Annotated in this window: 20 protein-coding genes; 11 read left to right on the top strand and 9 right to left on the bottom strand. The window is 65.0% G+C overall.

Annotation, left to right across the window (positions count from 1 at the left end):
- Nucleotides 1–66 precede the first annotated feature (66 nt).
- The 5 genes from dapF (at nt 67) to C8J36_RS12420 (ending at nt 5,091) form a co-directional block, all read left to right on the top strand.
- Nucleotides 67–1,011, top strand: coding sequence for a diaminopimelate epimerase (dapF, locus tag C8J36_RS12440; RefSeq protein ID WP_132535295.1), 945 nt, complete (start codon nt 67–69; stop codon nt 1,009–1,011).
- On the top strand, nt 1,008–2,288 hold the full coding sequence (gene mtaB, locus C8J36_RS12435) for a tRNA (N(6)-L-threonylcarbamoyladenosine(37)-C(2))-methylthiotransferase MtaB (RefSeq protein ID WP_132535293.1): 1,281 nt from the start codon (nt 1,008–1,010) through the stop codon (nt 2,286–2,288). The genes dapF and mtaB overlap by 4 nt, the downstream gene beginning before the upstream one ends.
- A 27-nt stretch (nt 2,289–2,315) precedes the next feature.
- Nucleotides 2,316–3,737 (top strand): signal recognition particle-docking protein FtsY, encoded by a 1,422-nt coding sequence (gene ftsY / locus C8J36_RS12430; protein WP_132535291.1) that lies wholly within the window; start codon nt 2,316–2,318, stop codon nt 3,735–3,737.
- 80 nt (nt 3,738–3,817) lie between these two features.
- Nucleotides 3,818–4,501: a septation protein A gene (locus C8J36_RS12425; RefSeq protein ID WP_062596330.1), complete on the top strand. Its 684-nt coding sequence runs from the start codon at nt 3,818–3,820 to the stop codon at nt 4,499–4,501.
- Nucleotides 4,498–5,091, top strand: coding sequence for a DUF2585 domain-containing protein (locus tag C8J36_RS12420; RefSeq protein WP_132535289.1), 594 nt, complete (start codon nt 4,498–4,500; stop codon nt 5,089–5,091). Before C8J36_RS12425 ends, C8J36_RS12420 begins: the two co-directional genes overlap by 4 nt.
- A gap of 3 nt (nt 5,092–5,094) precedes the next feature.
- On the opposite strand, the gene C8J36_RS12415 is transcribed toward C8J36_RS12420, so the two are convergent.
- The 5 genes from C8J36_RS12415 to ccmA all read right to left on the bottom strand — a co-directional run bounded on the left by C8J36_RS12415 (nt 5,095) and on the right by ccmA (nt 8,040).
- Nucleotides 5,095–5,691, bottom strand: coding sequence for a DsbE family thiol:disulfide interchange protein (locus C8J36_RS12415; protein WP_132535287.1), 597 nt, complete (start codon nt 5,689–5,691; stop codon nt 5,095–5,097).
- Complete coding sequence (gene ccmD / locus C8J36_RS12410; protein WP_132535285.1) at nt 5,688–5,855, bottom strand: heme exporter protein CcmD; 168 nt, start codon at nt 5,853–5,855, stop codon at nt 5,688–5,690. The genes C8J36_RS12415 and ccmD overlap by 4 nt, the downstream gene beginning before the upstream one ends.
- Nucleotides 5,852–6,610 (bottom strand): heme ABC transporter permease, encoded by a 759-nt coding sequence (locus tag C8J36_RS12405; protein WP_132535283.1) that lies wholly within the window; start codon nt 6,608–6,610, stop codon nt 5,852–5,854. The genes ccmD and C8J36_RS12405 overlap by 4 nt, the downstream gene beginning before the upstream one ends.
- A gap of 70 nt (nt 6,611–6,680) precedes the next feature.
- On the bottom strand, nt 6,681–7,340 hold the full coding sequence (gene ccmB, locus C8J36_RS12400) for a heme exporter protein CcmB (RefSeq protein ID WP_062596334.1): 660 nt from the start codon (nt 7,338–7,340) through the stop codon (nt 6,681–6,683).
- Nucleotides 7,341–7,389: 49 nt separating this feature from the next.
- Nucleotides 7,390–8,040, bottom strand: a complete 651-nt coding sequence (ccmA, locus tag C8J36_RS12395; protein ID WP_132535281.1) for a heme ABC exporter ATP-binding protein CcmA — start codon at nt 8,038–8,040, stop codon at nt 7,390–7,392.
- Between the two features lie 261 nt (nt 8,041–8,301).
- Between ccmA and acnA the strand changes: the two genes are divergently transcribed.
- From acnA to C8J36_RS12380, 3 genes are all read left to right on the top strand, one after another.
- Nucleotides 8,302–10,992, top strand: coding sequence for an aconitate hydratase AcnA (gene acnA, locus C8J36_RS12390; protein ID WP_132535279.1), 2,691 nt, complete (start codon nt 8,302–8,304; stop codon nt 10,990–10,992).
- A gap of 194 nt (nt 10,993–11,186) precedes the next feature.
- Complete coding sequence (locus C8J36_RS12385; RefSeq protein WP_062596337.1) at nt 11,187–11,996, top strand: thioredoxin family protein; 810 nt, start codon at nt 11,187–11,189, stop codon at nt 11,994–11,996.
- A gap of 447 nt (nt 11,997–12,443) precedes the next feature.
- Complete coding sequence (locus tag C8J36_RS12380) at nt 12,444–12,839, top strand: DUF2794 domain-containing protein (RefSeq protein ID WP_062596411.1); 396 nt, start codon at nt 12,444–12,446, stop codon at nt 12,837–12,839.
- A 36-nt stretch (nt 12,840–12,875) separates the two neighbouring features.
- On the opposite strand, the gene C8J36_RS12375 is transcribed toward C8J36_RS12380, so the two are convergent.
- From C8J36_RS12375 to C8J36_RS12360, 4 genes are all read right to left on the bottom strand, one after another.
- Entirely contained in the window at nt 12,876–13,433 is a 558-nt protein-coding gene (locus tag C8J36_RS12375; RefSeq protein ID WP_132535277.1) for a GNAT family N-acetyltransferase, read from the bottom strand.
- 180 nt (nt 13,434–13,613) lie between these two features.
- Nucleotides 13,614–14,351, bottom strand: a complete 738-nt coding sequence (locus C8J36_RS12370; protein WP_132535275.1) for a Bax inhibitor-1/YccA family protein — start codon at nt 14,349–14,351, stop codon at nt 13,614–13,616.
- 195 nt (nt 14,352–14,546) lie between these two features.
- The gene (locus tag C8J36_RS12365) at nt 14,547–17,096 is read right to left on the bottom strand and encodes an ABC transporter permease (protein WP_132535273.1); all 2,550 of its coding nucleotides are present in this window, start codon (nt 17,094–17,096) and stop codon (nt 14,547–14,549) included.
- The gene (locus C8J36_RS12360) at nt 17,093–17,809 is read right to left on the bottom strand and encodes an ABC transporter ATP-binding protein (RefSeq protein ID WP_132535271.1); all 717 of its coding nucleotides are present in this window, start codon (nt 17,807–17,809) and stop codon (nt 17,093–17,095) included. The genes C8J36_RS12365 and C8J36_RS12360 overlap by 4 nt, the downstream gene beginning before the upstream one ends.
- Before the next feature lie 63 nt (nt 17,810–17,872).
- On the opposite strand from C8J36_RS12360, the gene C8J36_RS12355 reads away from it, so the two are divergent.
- From C8J36_RS12355 to C8J36_RS12345, 3 genes are all read left to right on the top strand, one after another.
- The gene (locus C8J36_RS12355) at nt 17,873–18,508 is read left to right on the top strand and encodes an arylesterase (protein ID WP_245506539.1); all 636 of its coding nucleotides are present in this window, start codon (nt 17,873–17,875) and stop codon (nt 18,506–18,508) included.
- Nucleotides 18,509–18,712: 204 nt separating this feature from the next.
- Nucleotides 18,713–19,303: an RNA 2',3'-cyclic phosphodiesterase gene (thpR, locus tag C8J36_RS12350; protein ID WP_132535267.1), complete on the top strand. Its 591-nt coding sequence runs from the start codon at nt 18,713–18,715 to the stop codon at nt 19,301–19,303.
- Nucleotides 19,300–19,608 (top strand): 4a-hydroxytetrahydrobiopterin dehydratase, encoded by a 309-nt coding sequence (locus tag C8J36_RS12345; protein ID WP_132535265.1) that lies wholly within the window; start codon nt 19,300–19,302, stop codon nt 19,606–19,608. The genes thpR and C8J36_RS12345 overlap by 4 nt, the downstream gene beginning before the upstream one ends.
- The last annotated feature ends 92 nt before the right edge of the window (nt 19,609–19,700 follow it).

Raw genomic sequence — 19,700 nt, 5'->3', positions numbered from 1 at the left:
GTAATCCCGGCTGTTTTCCGCCATATACGCCCTCTCGCAAGGCCTTTGCGCAAGGTATGGACAGGCATGGACACGACGGTCGAATTCGCAAGGATGAACGGGCTTGGCAATGCCATCCTGGTCGTGGACATGCGCGGCCGGAGCGATGCCGTGACCCCGGCCGCCGCCATCGCGCTCAATGCCGACCCGCAGACGCGCTTCGACCAGATCATGGCCATCCATGACCCGAAGGCCGCGGGAACCGACGCCTGGATCGACATTCTGAACTGCGACGGCACCAAGGCGCAGGCCTGCGGCAACGGCACGCGCTGCGTGGTGCAGGCGCTGGCGGCGGAAACCGGCCGCAAGACCTTCACCTTCCACACGGTCGCCGGCGTCCTCAATGCCGAGGAACATGCCGACGGCACGATTTCCGTCGACATGGGCAAGCCGGTGTTCGACTGGAACCGCATTCCCCTTGCCGAAGACTTCCACGACACGAGCCGCATCGAGCTGCAGATCGGCCCGATCGACGATCCCGTGCTGCATTCGCCCTCCGTCATGTCGATGGGCAATCCGCATGCGATCTTCTGGGTGGATCGCGACGTCATGTCCTACGATCTCGCGCGCTTCGGTCCGCTGCTCGAAAACCACCCGATGTTTCCCGAGCGCGCCAATATCACGCTTGCGGAGGTGACATCGCAAGGCGCCATGACGACCCGCACATGGGAACGCGGCGCCGGGCTGACGCTCGCCTGCGGCTCTGCCGCCTGCGCCGCCGCCGTCAGCGGCGCCCGCACGGGGCGCACCGGCCGCAAGGTGGCGGTGACCGTCGCCAGCGCCGTTCCCAAGGGCGTGCTGACCATCGACTGGCGCGAGCGCGACGATCATGTCGTCATGACGGGCCCTGCCGCCTGGGAGTGGTCCGGCCGCGTCGATCCGCTGACGGGCGCCTTCACACGGTATCTGGAACCCGTCAATGCGGAGGCACAGGCGATAGTGGCGCAGGCGATAGGGGCGCAGGCAGAGTGAGCGGCGTCGAGATCATCACCTTCGGCTGCCGCCTCAACACCTATGAATCCGAAGTGATGCGCGGGGCGGCCGAAAAGGCCGGCCTGAACAATGCCGTGCTGGTCAACACCTGCGCGGTCACCGGCGAGGCCGTGCGCCAGGCGCGCAAGGCGATCCGCCGCGCACGGCGCGCGCATCCGGACGCCCGCATCATCGTCACCGGCTGTGCCGCCCAGACCGAGGCCGGCACCTTCGCCGCCATGCCCGAGGTGGACGCCGTTCTCGGCAATGCGGAAAAGCTGGTCAGCAGCGCCTATCGCGCCTTGCCGGATTTCGGCGTTGCCGGCGAGGAGAAGCTGCGCGTCAACGACATCATGAGCGTGCGCGAAACCGCGCCGCAGATGGTGCGGATGATCGAGGGCCATGTGCGCGCCTTCGTGCAGGTGCAGAACGGCTGCGACCATCGCTGCACCTTCTGTATCATCCCCTATGGCCGCGGCAATTCCCGCTCGGTGCCGATGGGCGCGGTGGTCGATCAGGCCCGCATGCTGGTGGAGAACGGCTACCGCGAGATCGTGCTGACCGGCGTCGATGCCACCAGCTATGGCGGCGACCTGCCCGGCACGCCGACGCTCGGCCTGCTCGCCAGGACGCTCCTGAAGCAGGTGCCGGAGCTTGCCCGCCTGCGCCTCTCCTCCATCGACAGCATCGAGGCCGACCGGCACCTGATCGACCTCATCGCCGACGAGCCGCGCTTCATGCCGCATCTGCATCTCTCGCTGCAGCATGGCGACGACATGATCCTCAAGCGGATGAAGCGGCGGCATTCGCGCGCCGACGCGCTCGCCTTCATCAACGAGGCCCGTCGCCTGCGCCCCGGCATCGCCTTCGGCGCCGATATGATCGCCGGCTTTCCGACCGAGACGGAAGAGATGTTCGCCCAGGCGGGGACGCTGGCGCAGGAAGCCGACATCGCCAGCCTGCACGTCTTCCCCTACAGCCCGCGCGAAGGCACGCCCGCCGCCCGCATGCCGCAGCACGATCCTCTCCTCATACGGGAGCGCGCCGCGCGCCTGCGCGCGATCGGCGAGGACCTCGCGCGCCGTCATCTGGCCTCCATGGTCGGCACCGCGCAGACCGTGCTGGTGGAGAGCAACGGCGCCGGCCATACGGAAAATTTCACCCGCGTCGCGACACCGGGGCTCGAGCCCCGCTCGCTGGTCGCGACGACGATCACGGGCCACGATGGCAAGAACCTCTCCATCGCCACCGCCGAAAGACAGGCCGCGTGGATATGAGCGGCCCTACAGGTTTCAGGATATAAGATGGCGTTCGACTTCCTCAAAAGGGTCTTCACATTCGACCAGGTGCCGCCGGAAACACCGGCCGCCCCGCCCGCGGACGCGCGTGCGCCGGATGCCGCCCCGACCGTGGAAAGCGCACCCCAGATCCCGACCCCCGCGGCAGAAGATGCCAAGGCGTTCGAACCGTCCGATCCCTCCGATGCCATCGCAGACGCTGCCCTGCCCGTGGCCGACGATCCTGTTCTCGCCGAGGAGATCGCCACGGCCGGAGGCCCTGCCGCCGATGACGATGCTTCTGAAGACGACGCGGACGAAAACGACGAGCCGCTGCTCCCGCTTCCGGCTGCCGAAGAGATCGGCGATCTCGGCATCGTGCCCCTGTCGCTGCTCGAAGCGGAGGCAGCGCTTGCTCCCGGCGAAAGCCCGACCGCCGATCTCGACCGTCGGCGCGACCTCTCCGCCTTGCCCGCAGGCTTTGCCACGGGTCCGGCCCTAGAACCGGAAGCCGCCCCCGAGACGGAGCGCCTGACCTGGTTCCAGCGCCTGCGCGCCGGCCTGTCGCGCACCTCCTCGCAGCTCACCGGCCAGATCACCGCGCTCTTCACCAAGCGCAAGCTGGACGACGCGACGCTCGAAGAGCTGGAAGACCTCCTGATCCAGGCCGACCTCGGCGTCGAGACCGCGCTGCGCATCACCGACACGCTCGCCTCCGAGCGCTACGGCCGCGATGTGTCCGGCGCGGATGTCTCGCGCATCATGGCCAACGAGATCACCAAGGTCCTCGCCCCCGTCGCCAAGCCGCTGCAGCTCGACCTCAACCATCGTCCCCATGTCATCCTCGTCGTCGGCGTCAACGGCACCGGCAAGACGACGACCATCGGCAAGCTTGCGGCAAAGCTCTCCGGCGCGGGCCTGAAGGTGATGCTCGCCGCCGGCGATACCTTCCGCGCCGCCGCCATCGAGCAGCTGAAGATCTGGGCAGACCGCACGAACAGCCACATCGTCTCCTCCAAGCTCGGCGCGGACGCAGCCGGCTTGGCCTATGAAGCCTTCGAGGAGGCGCGCCGCCAGAAGAGCGACGTGCTGATTATCGACACCGCCGGCCGCCTCCAGAATCGCACGGAGCTGATGGCCGAGCTTGAAAAGATCGTCCGCGTGCTCGGCAAGCTCGATCCCGACGCGCCGCAAACCGTGCTGCAGACGCTGGACGCGACCACCGGGCAGAATGCGCTCAATCAGGTCGAGATCTTCCGCAATGTCGCCGGCGTCAACGGCCTGATCATGACCAAGCTGGACGGTACCGCGCGCGGCGGCATCCTCGTCGCCATCTCTGCCAAGCACAAGCTGCCGGTCTACTTCATCGGCGTCGGCGAGGGCATCGACGATCTCGAACCGTTCGAGGCGCAGGATTTCGCCGAAGCGATCGCCGGGATCGCGGAGTAGACGCGCTTCTCCGCCGAAATTCCGCCGCCGTCTGCGGCCACATCACACGCACATCACCCGAAGACCACAAGGCAGAGACGATGAAGACCGAACGGCCCGTAGACACCGACGTCACGCCGACACCGGCCGAGCGACACCATCCGGGCCTCAAGCTCGCGCTGGAACTCGGCCCCCTGCTGGTCTTCTTCTTCGCCAATCTGCGCGGACCCTGGCTTGCCGAGACCTTTCCGGTTCTGACCGAACTCGGTGGACCGCTGTTCATCGCCACCGGCCTCTTCATGGCGGCAACGGTGATCTCGCTGGTCGTCTCCAAGATCGTGCTCGGCCATCTCCCGGTCATGCCCTTCGTCTCGGGCATCGTCGTCGTGGTGTTCGGCTCGCTGTCGATCTGGCTGCAGAACGACACCTTCATCAAGATGAAGCCGACCATCGTCAACACGCTGTTCGGCGCGGTGCTTCTGGGCGGCCTGTTCTTCGGCAAGTCGCTGCTCGGCCACGTCTTCAACGCCGCCTTTCAGCTGGACGCGGCCGGCTGGCGCAAGCTGACGCTGCGCTGGGGCATCTTCTTCCTGTTCCTGGCCGTCCTCAACGAGGTGGTCTGGCGCGGTGCCGCCGTCTGGTATGCGCCGGATGCGCAGGCCGCCGACGATTTCTGGGTGGCGTTCAAGGTCTGGGGCACCATGCCGATCACCATCCTCTTCACCATGGCGCAGATGCCGCTGATCCTGCGCCATTCCGTCGAAACCGCATCCGACAAGCCATGACCGCCGTTCCCCCGGTCGAGGCCCTGCCCAAAAGCCGCACCCTTCTCTGGATCGGCGCCTGCCTTGCCGTGCTCGCGTTTCAGGTGTCCGTGGAGCTTTTCATGGGGCGGACGCCGATCTGCACCTGCGGGTTCGTCAAGCTGTTCGAACCCGTGGTCAACAGTCCCGGAAATTCCCAGCACCTTGCCGACTGGTACACGCCCTCCCACATCATTCACGGCTTCCTGTTCTATGCGCTGACCCGCTGGCTGTTTCCGGGAAAGCCGCTCATGGCCCGGCTGTTCGTCGCGACCGTCATCGAGGCGGGCTGGGAGTTGCTCGAAAACTCGCCCATCATCATCGAGCGCTATCGCTCCGCGACCGTCTCGCTGAACTATGTCGGCGACAGCGTGCTGAACTCGGCCATGGACACCGTCTTCATGGGGCTCGGCTTTCTCGCCGCCGCCCGCCTGCCCGTCGCCGTCACGATCGTCCTCGCCATCGTCTTCGAACTCTTCACCGGCTGGCTGATCCGCGACAACCTGACGCTCAACGTGCTGATGCTCGTCTGGCCGCTGGACGCGGTCAAGGCCTGGCAGGGCGCGCTCTGACGCTTACGAGCCGCCCGAGGCCTTCTCGATAGCCGGCATCAGGCCTTCACTGAGGCTGCGATCGTCGAAGGGGCCGACGCGCTTGTAGAGGATCGTGCCGTCGGGGCCGACGAGGTAGGATTCCGGAATGCCATAGACGCCCCAGTCGATCGCGGCGCGGCCGCGCGGATCGACGCCGACGGCGGAGAAGGGATTGCCGAGCTCACCGAGGAACCGCAGTGCGTTGTCCGTCTGGTCCTTGTAGTTGATGCCGACGATCTGCAGGCGCGGGTCCCTCGCCAGAGCCAGCATGATCGGATTTTCCGCGCGGCAGGGCACGCACCACGACGCCCAGACATTGACGAGCGTCAGCCTGCCCTTGACCGCCGCATCGGTCAGCGCCGGCATGGGGACGTCCTTCAACGTCGCGCCTTCCAGAGGCGGAAGCGCCAGCGACGGCGCTGTCGTGCCGATCAGCGCGGACGGGATCTCGCTGATATCGCGACCGGAATCGAGCTGGCTCCAGAACATGGCGGCCAGACAGGCAAAGATGGTGAGCGGCAGAAGCGCAAGCGCGATCCGCCCCTTCGCCGTGCCGCGGCGCTCCGGCAGTTCGCTCACGGCGCACCTCCGCCGGCCGAGCGGCGGCGGATGCCGGCATCCTCCAGCGCCTTCAATTCGCGCCGCCGTGCACGCGCGTCGAGCACGACCCAACCGATGAGACCGGCGCTGATGAACAGTGCCGCGCCATAGCTGGCAGCGACATAGGCCAGATGCGCGCTCATGCGGACGCCGCCCCGCGTGCCGCCTGCCGGCGCATGGCCGCGATCCGCCGCCGCCAGATTTCCGTGCGCATGGCCGCCAGATGCAGCGTGAAGAACAGGCAGGTGAAAGCGAGCGCCATGACGAGCAGGGGGCGCAGGAATTCCGGATCGATCGCCGAACCGCCGAGACGCATCACGCTGGCCGGCTGGTGCAGCGTGTTCCACCAGTCGACCGAGAACTTGATGATCGGAATGTTGACGAAGCCGACGAGGATGAGCACGGCCGAGACCTTCGCCGCCCGGCTGGCATCGTCCATGGCGCGGTTGAGCGCGATCAGGCCGAGATACATCAGGAACAGGATGAAGACGGAGGTCAGCCGCGCGTCCCACACCCACCAGGTCCCCCACATCGGCTTGCCCCAGAGCGAGCCGGTGATGAGGGCCAGCGCCGTGAAGCCCGCGCCGATCGGGGCCGCGCATTTCGCCGCGACGTCGGCCAGCGGGTGGCGCCAGACGAGCGTGCCGAGGGCGGACGCCGCCATCACCGAATAGCCCATCATCGACAACCAGGCGGCGGGTACGTGGATATACATGATCCGCACCGTCTCGCCCTGCTGATAGTCGGCGGCGGTGGTGAAACAGAGCGTCAACCCGACGGCAAAGAGCACGGCCGTCAGGCCTGCAAGCCAGGGCAGCAGCCGCCCGGCCAGTGCGACGAAGCGCGTCGGATTGGCAAGATCGGTAAAGCTGCGAATGGCAAGGCTTCTGTCAGACATGCGCTCTCTCTACCAAGTTCGATAGGTCTCTTCAATGAAGCTCACGGCACAGGGGATGGTCACCTTTGCGTCATTCCGAGGCGGCGCGCAGGGCGACGGCCGCCGCCGCCGGGCCGATGACGGCGAAGAACAGGGTGATGGCGATCAGGATCAGGAACGGCGGCAGGAAGGGCGCGGGGTCTTCGACGGCGGCATAGGCCGCGCTGACGCCGAAGATGAGCACGGGAACGACGAGCGGCAGCACGAGGATGGACACCAGAAGCCCGCCGCGCGGCAGGGCGACGGCAACCGCAGCGCCCATCGCGCCGATCAGCGTGATCGCCGGCGTGCCCGCAAGCAGCGTCAGCATCGTCGCGCCGATCGCCTGCGGCTCCATGTTGAGGAAGAGGCCGAGCAGCGGCGAGACGAGCACGAGCGGCAGGCCGGACGCCGTCCAATGGGCAAGGCACTTGATGAAGACGGTGAACACCAGCGGCGTCTCCTGCATCAGCATCACGTCGAGAGCCCCGTCTTCGCGCTCGGCCTGGAACAGGCGTTCGAGCCCGAGCAGCGAGGCGAGCAGCGCGCCGATCCACAGCATGGCCGGCCCGACGCGCGCCAGGAGCTTCAGGTCCGGCCCGAGCCCGAAGGGCACGACGGCGACGACCGCGAGGAAGAACAGGATGCCGGTCAGCGCACCGCCGCCGGCCCGCGTCGCAAGCTTCAGATCACGCAGAAAGAGCGCCGTCATGGCCCGCACCCCGGAACAGGCAGGACGGGTGGACAGCAGCGACCGATCCTCATGCCGGCACCGCGAAGCCGGCCATGGTCAGCATCTGCGCCCCCGGCACATCAAGCGCCTGGTGCGTGGCGGCGATGACGATGCCGCCGGTGGCCCGATGTCCGGCGATCAGCGCCTCCACCATCCGTTCGCTCGCCGTGTCGAGGGCCGCCGTCGGTTCGTCCATGAGCCAGACCGGGCGGTGCGCGACGAGAAGCCGGGCAAGGGCCGCGCGGCGCTGCTGCCCGGCCGAGAGATAACCGAACGGCAGACCCCCGAGACCGCCGAGACCGACCGCCTCAAGGGCCTGAACCGTTTTGCCGGTCGCATCGATGCGCTCTGCCACCTCATCGGTCGCCTGCGTGAACCGCGACCAGAACAGGAGGTTTTCCGCGACGGTCAGGTCGCGTTTCATCGCGTTTCGATGGCCGAGATAATGGAGTGATTCGCGCACCGGCACCGTCGGATCCGTGCCCCCCTCGATGAGGATCGTGCCGCTGTCGGCCGGATGAAGACCGGCGAGCGTTCGCAGGAAGGTGGACTTTCCGGTGCCGTTCCGACCGGTGACCAGCAGTGCGCCGCCGGCCTCCAGAAGCAGGGAAATCTCCCGGAAGATCGGGTCTTCGCCGCGGCTGGCGCCCAGCCCGTCCACACGCAGGCGAAATGGCATTCATCGTCCTTTTACGACGTTGGTCGCATTGAAAAAAATTGTCTCGAATTGAGAGCGTTCGATCTGGCACGTTTTGGCGAAATTATCTATAACCCGCCCAACACGCCAGCGGTCGGCGTGAATTTCATCCTAGCGCCGAACATGGAAGATTTTCCACGTGCGGACAGCGGAAATGACCGTACCCGCATCCCAATCTGCGCCTTCAGGCGCTCGGGCGTTCGCACGTCAGTTTATGGCGATCAGACGGAACGGGGTATCCAAGTGTCCAAGTCCCTAGACAGCTTCAATTGTCGTTCGACCCTCTCGGTCAACGGCACAGACTACGTCTATTTCAGCCTGCCCAAGGCCGAAGAGAACGGTCTCGCCGGCATCTCGCGGCTGCCTTACTCGATGAAGGTCCTGCTGGAAAACCTGCTGCGCAACGAGGACGGCCGGTCCGTCACCAAGCAGGACATCCAGAACATCGCGGCCTGGCTCAACGACAAGGGCACGGCTGAAAACGAAATCGCCTACCGCCCGGCCCGCGTGCTGATGCAGGACTTCACCGGCGTTCCCGCCGTGGTCGATCTCGCGGCCATGCGCGACGCCATGGTGGCGCTCGGCGGCGATCCGGAAAAGATCAATCCGCTGGTGCCCGTCGATCTCGTCATCGACCACTCCGTCATCGTCGACGAATTCGGCACGCCGAACGCCTTTGCCCGCAACGTCGAGCTCGAATACGAGCGCAACGGCGAGCGCTACCGCTTCCTCAAGTGGGGCCAGCAGGCGTTCAAGAACTTCCGTGTCGTTCCCCCGGGCACCGGCATCTGTCACCAGGTCAACCTCGAATATCTCGGCCAGACGGTCTGGACCAAGGAAGAGGACGGCGAAACGGTCGCCTATCCCGACACCTGCGTCGGCACGGACAGCCACACCACGATGATCAACGGTCTGGGCGTTCTCGGCTGGGGCGTCGGCGGCATCGAAGCGGAAGCGGCCATGCTCGGCCAGCCCGTCTCCATGCTCCTGCCGGAAGTCATCGGCTTCCGCCTCACCGGCAAGGTCAAGGAAGGCGTCACCGCCACCGACCTCGTGCTGACCGTCGTGCAGATGCTGCGCAAGAAGGGCGTCGTTTCCAAGTTCGTCGAATTCTTCGGCCCCGGCCTTGATTCGATGACGCTGGCCGACCGCGCCACCATCGGCAACATGGGTCCGGAATACGGCGCAACCTGCGGCTTCTTCCCGGTCGATGGCGAAACCATCAACTACCTCACCATGTCCGGCCGCAAGACGGACCGGATCGCTCTGGTCGAAGCCTATTCCAAGGCGCAGGGCATGTGGCGCAACGGCGACGGTTCCGAACTCGTCTTCACCGATACGCTCGAACTCGACCTCGGTGATGTCGTGCCGTCCATGGCCGGCCCGAAGCGCCCCGAAGGCCGCATTCCGCTCGAAGGCATCGCATCCGGCTTCGCCACGTCGCTCGAAGCCGACTACAAGAAGCCCGGCCAGCTGGAAAACCGCTACCCGGTCGAAGGCACGGACTACGACCTCGGGCATGGTGACGTGGCGATCGCCGCCATCACCTCCTGCACCAACACGTCGAACCCGTCCGTTCTGATCGCTGCCGGCCTTCTCGCCCGCAACGCCGTCGCCAAGGGCCTGAAGAGCGCGCCGTGGGTGAAGACCTCGCTGGCGCCGGGATCCCAGGTCGTCGGCGAATATCTCGAGAAGTCGGGCCTGCAGAAGGACCTCGATGCGCTCGGCTTCAACCTCGTCGGCTTCGGCTGCACGACCTGCATCGGCAATTCCGGCCCGCTGCCGGCACCGATCTCCAAGACCATCAACGACAAGGGCCTGATCACGGCCGGCGTCCTCTCGGGCAACCGCAACTTCGAAGGCCGCATTTCGCCGGACGTCCAGGCGAACTACCTCGCCTCGCCGCCGCTGGTCGTCGCCTATGCGCTCGCCGGTTCGGTCCAGAAGGACCTCACGACCGAGCCGCTCGGCATCGGTTCGGACGGACAGCCGGTGTTCCTCAAGGACATCTGGCCGACATCGCACGAGATCCAGGAATTCATCCTGAAATACGTCACGCGCGAGCTTTACGAGAGCAAGTATGCCGACGTGTTCAAGGGCGACGTCAACTGGCAGGCCGTTCAGGTTCCCGCCGGCCAGACCTATGCCTGGGACGACGATTCGACCTACGTCCAGAACCCGCCCTACTTCGTGGGCATGGGCAAGTCCGGCTCCGGCATCTCCGACATCAAGGGCGCCCGCATTCTCGGCCTCTTCGGCGACAAGATCACGACCGACCACATCTCCCCGGCCGGTTCGATCAAGGCGGCGTCGCCTGCCGGTGCCTATCTGACGGGCCACGGCGTCGGCGTTGCCGACTTCAACCAGTACGGCACGCGTCGCGGTAACCATGAAGTGATGATGCGCGGCACCTTCGCCAACATCCGCATCCGCAACCACATGCTCGGCCCGAACGGCAAGGAAGGCGGCTACACCTTCCACTATCCGTCGAAGGAAGAGATGTCGATCTACGATGCGGCCATGCAGTACAAGGAAGAAGGCGTTCCGCTCGTCATCTTCGCCGGCGGCGAATATGGCAACGGCTCCTCGCGCGACTGGGCGGCCAAGGGCACCAACCTGCTCGGCGTCAAGGCCGTCGTTGCCGAAAGCTTCGAGCGTATCCACCGGTCCAACCTCGTCGGCATGGGCGTCGTGCCCTTCGTCTTCGAGGCCGGCACGACCTGGGCTTCGCTGAACCTCAAGGGCGACGAGATCGTCACCATCGAGGGCCTGACGAATGTCCAGCCGCGCGAAAAGCGCACGGCCGTCATCACCTATGCCGACGGCACGGTGAAGGAGGTTCCGCTGATCTGCCGCATCGATACGCTGGACGAAGTCACCTACATGAACAATGGCGGCATTCTCCAGACGGTTCTGCGCGACCTCGCAGCCTGAGGCGCCCGCACCTGAAAAATCGCGAAGGCCGGAACCCCCGTTCCGGCCTTCCGCACGTCCGGCGTCCCGATCGCCTCATCGCCGAAATTTCACTCCAACGTGACTTTGTGTTGAGGACGCCGCGGCGTATGAAAGAGCGGTTTCCGGCTGCCGCAATCCTGCCCGAATTGGACTCTGCCCGAAGTGGAACCTGCATGCCCGTCTCCAAGACCACCCGTCGAAGCCTGATCGGCAGCCTGTTCCTGCTGGCGGCACTGCCGGCCGCAGCGCAGGACGCAAACCGGCAGGCGGCGGCAGAGACGACGCAGGCGAGACCTGCGGGCAGCGGGCTGGAGGTGACGCAGCCGAAAGGCGTGGTCGAGCTTTTCACGAGCCAGGGCTGCGCCTCCTGTCCTCCGGCAGATGCAGCGCTCAAACACCTGATCGACGACGGGTCGATCGTCGCCCTTTCCTATCATGTGGACTACTGGAACTATCTCGGCTGGGCGGACACGCTCGCCTCGAAGGAAAACACTGCCCGTCAATATGCCTATGCCAAGATGTTCGGCCGCAACGGCGTCTACACGCCGCAGGCCGTGCTGAACGGCCGCGATCAGGTTAACGGCGCCAACCTCTCGGGCATCAAGGGCCGGCTGGGCGCGCTGAACGGCGCCGACGAAGGCATGAAGGTGGCGATTTCGGCGGAACGGAAGAACGACGAAATCGATATCACCATCGGTGAAGGCGACGGCAAGGCCAATGTCGTCATCGTCTACTTCAACCGCCAGAAGGTGGTGGATGTGGAGAAGGGCGAGAACGGCGGCAAGAAGATGTCCTACTGGCACGCGGTACGCGACATCCAGACGATCGGCATGTGGGACGGAAAGTCCGCGCGGTTCGTCCTGCCCGCCTCCGTGCTCGACCAGGAGAAGGACAGCGGCTGCGCCATCCTGTTGCAACGGATGAAGGACGCGGAAACGCCTGGCGCCATCGTCGGCGCAGCGACGCTGATGGCATCGCAATAGCCTCGACCGACTTCCGCGCGAGGCGCCGCGCGGGAATTGAGAGATGTCCGGTCCGGCATATCGAGGGCTGGGGGCTGAGGGTTCGATAAAACCGGACCGGGGGATCGGGCAGCACCGGCCTGAGACCGATACCGACGCGACCATCTGTCGCCGCCCCCGACCGAAGGTTGGACATGGCAGGCGGTACAGAGACCGGACCGTCGAAACAAGAAACGCTTTCGACCGGCCGGCCGGCGCGCGGCACCTCGGCGAAACCGAAGCAGCGGCGGCCGGCGGAGTTAAGCGCGGAATTCGGGCGCCTGTTTGACCGCAATGCGGCAGTGCAAAAAAAGCCATCGCTGCAGGAGCGGATCAGGACACGCGCGCAGATCCGCCATTCCGGCTTGATTTTCAGCCGCACTCAGGCACACTGTTACCGTCCTGTCATAACAAAAGGCCGGAATGTGCATGACCGATCAGACGGATTTGCAAGGTCGCCAAACCCCTGCGGCATCTGAAAACGTGGTCGTCGATCTCAGCGACTACCGACATGCCAAGGACCCGCTTCCCGTAACGTTCCATCGCAGAGAGCTCGATCAGATCCTGTGGGTCTATGGCCGCATGGTCGGCGAGGGCGAATGGCGCGATTACGCGCTGGATCATATGCGCGACAAGGCGGTGTTCTCCGTTTTCAAGCGATCGGGCGAACTCCCGCTCTATCGGGTGGAGAAAGTGCCGAAGCTCGCCGCCAAGCAGGGCGCCTACGCCGTGGTCAACACCCACGGCATGATCTTGAAGCGCGGACATGAGCTGCCGCAGGTGCTGAAGGTCTTCGACAAGCTGCTGAAAGTCGTGAAGAGCTGATCCTGCGGACATCCGCAGTCTCTCCGGGAACCAGGCTCAGCCGGCGTAAAGCGTATCCGGATAGACGCCGTCTGCCGGCACGGTCTCCAGCCCATCGCCAAGGGCCAGCTGCATGAAGGTCGTATCGAGCCAGCGGCCGAACTTGAAACCGCTCCCCTTCAGCGTGCCGCAGTCCACGAACCCCGTCGACCGGTGCACGGCAATGGAGGCCGGGTGCGCGCCGCCGATGACGGCCACCATCTGGCGGAAACCGAGATCGGTGCAGCGCGCGATCAGCTCGGTGAGAAGGGCCTTGCCGACGCCGCGCCCCCGGGCCTCCGGCGCGAGATAGATCGAATCCTCCACCAGAAACCGATAGGCGCTGCGCGTGCGAAACGCCGATGCGTAGGCATAGCCGATCACGGTCCCGTCGTCGTCTTGCGCGACGATGTAGGGATAGCTGTTGCCCGTGATGGTGGAAAAGCGCGTCGTCATCTCCGCCTGATCCGGAATGGCGATCTCGTAGGTGGCGACGCCGTTGCGAACGGACTCGCTGTAGATGTCCGTGATGGCGGAGATATCGGCAAGGGTGGCATCGCGCAGGGTGAAGGGCATGGCAGCAATCTCGAAAAATGCGGGGATCTCGGACGTTTCCCCCGTCCTTCCACATTCCCCCGGCCCGATCAAGGCAGGAGAGCGAAAGCCCGCCGCTCAGCCGCTGCGCTTTGTTCAAGATAGGAAAAAAGGCGGCCGAAGCCGCCTTTCCAAGTTCAGGGTCGAACCCGTTTCCGACGCTTAGTTGCGGTTTCCGAGGAAGCGCAGCATGAAGAGGAACAGGTTGACGAAGTCGAGATAGAGCGTGAGCGCGCCCATGATTGCCTTGCGGCCTGCAGCCTCGAAGCCATCGCTTTCGAAGTACATTTCCTTGATACGCTGCGTATCGTAGGCGGTCAGGCCCGCGAAGATCAGCACGCCGATGACCGAGATGGCGAACTGCAGGGCAGACGACACGAAGAAGATGTTGACGATCGAGGCGATGATCAGGCCGAACAGACCCATGACCAGGAACGAACCCATGGCCGACAGGCTGCGCTTCGTCGTGTAGCCGTAGAGCGACAGCGCGCCGAAGGAGGCGGCGGTCACGAAGAACGTGCGCACGATGCTCTGCCCGGTGTAGATCAGCATGATCGACGACAGCGACAGGCCCATCAGCGCGGCATAGACCCAGAACGTGGTCTGCGCGGCCGAAACGCTCATGGAGTTGATCCGGAAGCTGAGGAACAGAACCATGCCGAAAGGCGCCAGCATGATCAGGTACTTCAGCGGGCTGTCATAGATCGCCTGGCCGAATGCGGTCAGCTGACCGTCGGCAAACGCGAACTGGAAGGCGAGAAACGCGGCGACGCCGGTGATGGCGACGCCGAGTGCCATGAGATTGTAGACCCGCAGCATATAAGCGCGCAGGCCCTGGTCGACAGCAGCGTCAGCGCGCGCGCCGGCGGTCTGCATGCGATAGTTTCTGGGATCGGACATTCTTATCCTCTTATCAGCTCCAAGTGACGGACAGGTCGGGTTCCATCGGACCGGGCATCGCTGTGGAGTTTCAGCAAGCCTGAGGACAATATGATGCGGAACCGCCGATATCTCAAGGGTGGCCCGAATGCATGACGCGATTGTAATGCGCGGCACGGTTAGCGGAAAGATGACCGGACCGTGCCCGCCCGCGCGTCAGAGGTCGCGAAGCACGGGCGCGGCCTTCTGCCCGAGCACGCGCCATGTCCCGACAAGGCCGATACCGACCGTCATGACGAGGGCAATCGCGATCGTCAGCACGGCCACGTCCGGCAGGAAGGACGACGGCAGCGTCATGATGCGCGCCACCACGAACCATGCCGCGACGCCCCCCGCCAGAAGCGCGAAGACGGCGGTGGAGAGGCCGAGAATGGCATATTCGTAGCAGAAAGCGCGGATCAGCGTCGCGCGCGTCGCCCCCAGCGTCTTCAGCACCACGGCATCATGGATGCGCGCGCGGTTGCCCGCGGCAAGCGCGCCGGAGAGCACGAGAACCGAGGCGACGAGCGCGACGCCGGCAGCGGCCCGGATCGCGGTCGCCAACTGCCCCAGCAGACCGTTGACGATGTCGAGCGCATCCTTCACCCGGACGCTGGTGATGGTCGGGTAGGTGTTGGTGATCTGGCGCAGGGCCGCAGCCTCCTGCTCGGCCGTGGCCGAGGGGTCGATGACCGTGGCAAGCCAGGCATGCGGCGCGCCCGCAAACGTATTCGGCGAAAACACCATGACGAAGTTGATCGACAGAGATTCCCACTCGACCGTGCGAAAATTGGAAATGCGCGCCGTGATGTTGCGCCCCAGCACGTTGACGGTCACGGTATCGCCGATCTTGAGATTCAGCTCGCGCGCCTCCTGCTCGGAGAACGACACCAAGGGTTCGCCGCTGTAGCCATCCGGCCACCACGCACCCTCCACGAGGCGCGAATTTTCCGGCAGGTTCTTCGCGTAGGTAATGCCGCGGTCGCCTCTCAGAACCCAGCGCCCGGCCGGTGCAACCTCGCGCTTGGCGACATCCTCGCCGTTGAAGGCGAGGATCCGCCCGCGCAGCATCGGCACTTCGATGACCTTGCCCGCCGGCAAGGCCGTGTTGAGCAGGGATCGAAAGCCCTCGATCTCGCTGCCCTGGATATCGACGAAGAAGAAGTTGGGCGCCCGCTCCGGCAGGTTCCCCGTCAGCTCCCGCCGCAGGTTTCCATCGATCAGCGCCAGCGTGACCAGCAGAGCGAGACCTAGACCGAGAGAGAGCACGACGGAGGGCGTCAGCGCGCCCGGCCGGTGGATGTTGCCGATCGCCAGCCGCAGGGCCGGCGACGAAACCCGGGGGCTGCGCCGCGCAAGAGCCGCGACCAGCACCGAGACGCCGCGCAGCACGACAAAGGAAAAGGCGATGGCGCCGAGGAAGACGAGCGAAATCATCCGGTCATAGGCGGTGAAGATGGCGAGACCGCCAAGCGCTGCAAGGCTGAGAGCCGCGGCCAGCAGATAGGGCCAGGTCGGCCAACGGCTGCGATCGAAGTCCTGATTGCGGAACAGTGCTGTCGCCGGCACGCTGCGGGCGCGACCGAGCGGCAGGCAGGCAAAGGCCAGCGCCGTCAACAGGCCGAACAGAGCCGCGAGCCCGAGGGCAGAGGGATAGAGCCGGAGATCCGTCGAGATCGGCAGGACATCGGCAAGGAAGCGGGCGGCAACCAGCGGAATAATGGCGCCGACAACGAGGCCGATGGCAATGCCGATCATCGCGATCAGCAGGATCTGGATGAGATAGATGGTGGAGACGAGCGCGCCGGGCGCGCCGAGGCACTTGAACGCCGCGATGACGCCGCGCTTGGCGTCGAGATAGGCCCGAACCGCATTGGCGACCCCGACCCCGCCGACGATCAGCGCCGTCAGTCCGACAAGCGTCAGAAACTGCGAGAAGCGCGTGATGTTGGCCGTGAGCGACGGTGCCGCATTCTGGCTGGAGCGGATCGACCAGCCGGCCTGCGGAAACTGCTGCTCGGCCTGGGCACGAACGGCCGGGACGCCTGTCGGATCGGCGAGGCGCACCTTATAGGCATGTTCCACCAGGCTTCCGGTCTGCACCAGGCCGCTGGCCGTGAGCGCGTCCTGCGACACCATCAGCCGCGGCGCAAAGCCGAAACCGTCCGAAAGCGCATCCGGCTCGCGCACCAGCGTGCCCGTGATTCTGAGCCGGACATTCCCGATCAGCAGCACGTCCCCCGTCTTCACGCCGAGGCGCTCCAGAAGCAGAGGGGCTGCAAGCGCACCAAAAGTGCCATTCTCGGCAGAAAGGAGCGTCTGAAGCGGCGCCTGCGGTTCGCTTTCCACCGTTCCGTACAGCGGATAGGCGGCATCGACCGCCTTCAGTTCCACCAATGCCTGGTTCGAGCCATCGACAAGCCGCGCCATGGAGCGCAGCCCCGAGGAGAGGGAGACGTCGCCGGCCCCGTCGAGAAAGGCCTTTTCTTCGGTATTGGCCAGACGGTTGTTGAGCTCGAACCGGAGATCGCCGGCCAGAAGCGACTGCCCCTGGGAAGCGATGGACCCGGTGATCGCCTGCGACAGCGAATTGACCCCGGCGATTGCCGCCGTTCCCAGCGCGATACAGGCAAGGAAGATGTAGAAGCCGGACAGGCCGCCGCGCATTTCCCGCAGCGCCAGCCGCAATGCGAGCGAAAGGTTCGGCAGGCGCAAGGACGCCATCATGCCGAAACCGCGGTCGGCGCGAGACCGGCGGCCACACGGCCATCATCGACGATGGTGCCGGACCGGACCTTGATCTGCCGCGAGCAGCGCGCCGCCAGACTGTTGTCATGGGTGACGAGGATCAACGTCATGTTGCGCTCGGCCTGTTTGGAAAAGATCAGGTCGGCGATCTGCCGCCCGGTTTCCGTGTCGAGATTGCCGGTCGGCTCGTCGGCGATCAGCAGTTTCGGCGAGGGCGCAAGCGCCCGCGCGATCGCCACCCGCTGCTGTTCGCCGCCCGAGAGCTGGCCTGGGTAATGCGTGAGCCGCTCACCGAGCCCGACCGAGGTCAGCTCGCGGCGGGCGATGTCGAAAGCATCGCGCACATTGGCAAGCTCCAGCGGCACAGCCACGTTTTCAAGCGCGGTCATGTTGGGGATGAGATGGAACGACTGGAACACGATGCCGATATTGCGGCCCCGAAAATCGGCCACCCGGTCTTCGCTCAGCCCTTGAAGCGGCGTTCCGTCGATCACGATCTCGCCTTTGTCCAGGCGCTCTAGCCCGGCGAGCACCATCAAGAGGGTCGATTTCCCCGAGCCCGAGGGTCCGACGATGCCGACGGATTGTCCGGCATCGATTTGAAGGCTCATACCCTTCAGCACATGGACGGAGGCTGCGGCCTGCCCGAGTGTCAGATCCGCATTTTTCAGTTCGATCATGGTTTTTGCCACGCTGGTCCGCCCTATATGTGGGGAATGCTGCAATTGCTCACATCCGGATTTAGGAGCGACGTGATGCGAATGAAAGGTTTCAGGGCGCTTTTCCTGGCTGCTCTCGCAGGTTTGATCGCGGCGGGACCGCTTCGTGCCGCGCCCATCGAACTCGTCGGCTTCGGAGACAGCCTGATGGCAGGCTATCAGCTGCCACCGGCCGACGCCTTTCCGGCGCGGCTGGAGAAGGCTCTACGCGACAGAGGCCTCGACGTATCGATCTCCAATGCCGGTGTTTCCGGCGACACGACGTCGGGCGGGCTTGCCCGTATCGACTGGTCCGTCCCCGACGGCACGAAGGGGGTCATCCTGGAACTCGGCGCGAACGATGCGCTGCGCGGCATACCGCCCGAAGAAAGCCGCAAGAACCTCGTGGCCATGATCGAGAAGCTGAAAGCCCGCGGCATCGGCGTGCTCCTCGTCGGCATGCTCGCACCGCCGAACATGGGCGGCGACTATGCCGACCGTTTCAACCCGATCTATCCGGATCTCGCCAAGACCTATAGCATCCCGCTCTATGCATTCTTTCTCGATGGCGTGGTGCAGGATGCTGGCCTCAAGATCGAGGACGGCATGCATCCCAATCCAAAAGGTGTCGGCGTGATGGTAGAGCGAATGCTGCCCGTGGTCGAAACATTCGTGCAGGGACTGCCGAAATGAGGCGCCCCGGCGAAACAAGGACGGCGGATCGGAAAGACTATCGCTTGTGATCCCCCGTCATCCGGCGCGCGGTCGAGGTCTAACGATCACGAAACAGCGTTGGAGAAATGTTGCGGGTGCGAATTTGTAGTTGCCTACGGCCACGCGTCGTGGTCGGCTGGGGTGTCTGCAGGACGTGTCTGCAAGATTCGGGGAGTGCTCGTCATGCCGAGACTATTTACCGCCCTCGAAATCCCGCGCAATGCGGCGATGAGCCTGTCCCTCATGCGCGGGGGCCTTCCGGGCGCACGCTGGATCGACGTCGAGAACTACCACATCACCCTGCGCTTCATCGGCGATGTCGACAACCGCACGGCGGACGAGGTGGTCGATCGCCTCGACCGGATCGAGCGGCCCGAATTCGAACTCCAACTGACGGGAACCGGCGCCTTCGGCTCCAAGAAGCCGCATTCGGTCTGGGCCGGCGTCAGCAATCCGCCGGAACTGATGGCCCTGCAGGCCGAGATCGAGCGCATCTGCCAGCGCCTGGGCCTTCCTGCCGATCCCCGTAAATTCACGCCGCATGTCACGCTGGCACGCCTACGCGCCTCCCGCGTCGACGATGTGGTCCATTATCTCTCGGGCCGTGGCGGTTTCTACACCAATCCGTTCACGGTCTCGCGCTTCGTGCTCCTGTCCTCGCGCGATTCCGTCGGCGGCGGACCCTACCTCACGGAAGACGTGTTCCAGCTTCACGAACCGCGCTCCTCGGGTCTGGCAAAAGGCGAGGAACACGCAGCCAAGGGCATGCTATGACCACGCGGGACAGGTTGAGCCCCGAGGACATCTCCATCGGTCTTGCCGGTCTCCCGGGTTGGGCGCTGTCCGATGATGGCCTGGCGATCGAGAAGACCTACCGCTTTCCATCCTTCGTCGAGGCTTTCGGCTTCATGAGCCAGAGCGCGCTGGCAGCCGAAAAGCTCGACCATCACCCGGAATGGTTCAACGTCTACAATCGGGTCGAGGTGAAGCTGACGACGCATAGCGCCAAAGGCGTGACGGCCCTCGACCTTTCGCTCGCCGCACGCATGGAGAAGGCGGCATCCGCGGCAAAGCCCTGATCGTCGTTGACGGGATCGGCGTTTGAATTGCCGGAATGCTTTCCCATATCAGGCCTGAACAGACGCCCCATACGAGGGAAGAGACAGGCGAG

Source organism: Rhizobium sp. PP-F2F-G48 (genome assembly GCF_004342335.1).
In the GTDB taxonomy this organism is placed as follows: Bacteria; Pseudomonadota; Alphaproteobacteria; order Rhizobiales; family Rhizobiaceae; genus Ferranicluibacter.
This window is presented reverse-complemented; position numbering and strand designations above follow the sequence as displayed.

Bases quoted from the DNA above. Each gene is read 5' to 3' on its own strand.
- ccmA (WP_132535281.1), bottom strand. From the start codon at position 8,040: ATGCCATTTCGCCTGCGTGTGGACGGGCTGGGCGCCAGCCGCGGCGAA.
- dapF (WP_132535295.1), top strand. From the start codon at position 67: ATGGACACGACGGTCGAATTCGCAAGGATGAACGGGCTTGGCAATGCC.
- ftsY (WP_132535291.1), top strand. From the start codon at position 2,316: ATGGCGTTCGACTTCCTCAAAAGGGTCTTCACATTCGACCAGGTGCCG.
- C8J36_RS12425 (WP_062596330.1), top strand. From the start codon at position 3,818: ATGAAGACCGAACGGCCCGTAGACACCGACGTCACGCCGACACCGGCC.
- C8J36_RS12420 (WP_132535289.1), top strand. From the start codon at position 4,498: ATGACCGCCGTTCCCCCGGTCGAGGCCCTGCCCAAAAGCCGCACCCTT.
- ccmB (WP_062596334.1), bottom strand. From the start codon at position 7,340: ATGACGGCGCTCTTTCTGCGTGATCTGAAGCTTGCGACGCGGGCCGGC.
- C8J36_RS12385 (WP_062596337.1), top strand. From the start codon at position 11,187: ATGCCCGTCTCCAAGACCACCCGTCGAAGCCTGATCGGCAGCCTGTTC.
- C8J36_RS12365 (WP_132535273.1), bottom strand. From the start codon at position 17,096: ATGATGGCGTCCTTGCGCCTGCCGAACCTTTCGCTCGCATTGCGGCTG.
- C8J36_RS12370 (WP_132535275.1), bottom strand. From the start codon at position 14,351: ATGTCCGATCCCAGAAACTATCGCATGCAGACCGCCGGCGCGCGCGCT.
- ccmD (WP_132535285.1), bottom strand. From the start codon at position 5,855: ATGAGCGCGCATCTGGCCTATGTCGCTGCCAGCTATGGCGCGGCACTG.
- thpR (WP_132535267.1), top strand. From the start codon at position 18,713: ATGCCGAGACTATTTACCGCCCTCGAAATCCCGCGCAATGCGGCGATG.
- C8J36_RS12375 (WP_132535277.1), bottom strand. From the start codon at position 13,433: ATGCCCTTCACCCTGCGCGATGCCACCCTTGCCGATATCTCCGCCATC.
- C8J36_RS12380 (WP_062596411.1), top strand. From the start codon at position 12,444: ATGACCGATCAGACGGATTTGCAAGGTCGCCAAACCCCTGCGGCATCT.
- C8J36_RS12355 (WP_245506539.1), top strand. From the start codon at position 17,873: ATGCGAATGAAAGGTTTCAGGGCGCTTTTCCTGGCTGCTCTCGCAGGT.
- C8J36_RS12345 (WP_132535265.1), top strand. From the start codon at position 19,300: ATGACCACGCGGGACAGGTTGAGCCCCGAGGACATCTCCATCGGTCTT.
- C8J36_RS12405 (WP_132535283.1), bottom strand. From the start codon at position 6,610: ATGTCTGACAGAAGCCTTGCCATTCGCAGCTTTACCGATCTTGCCAAT.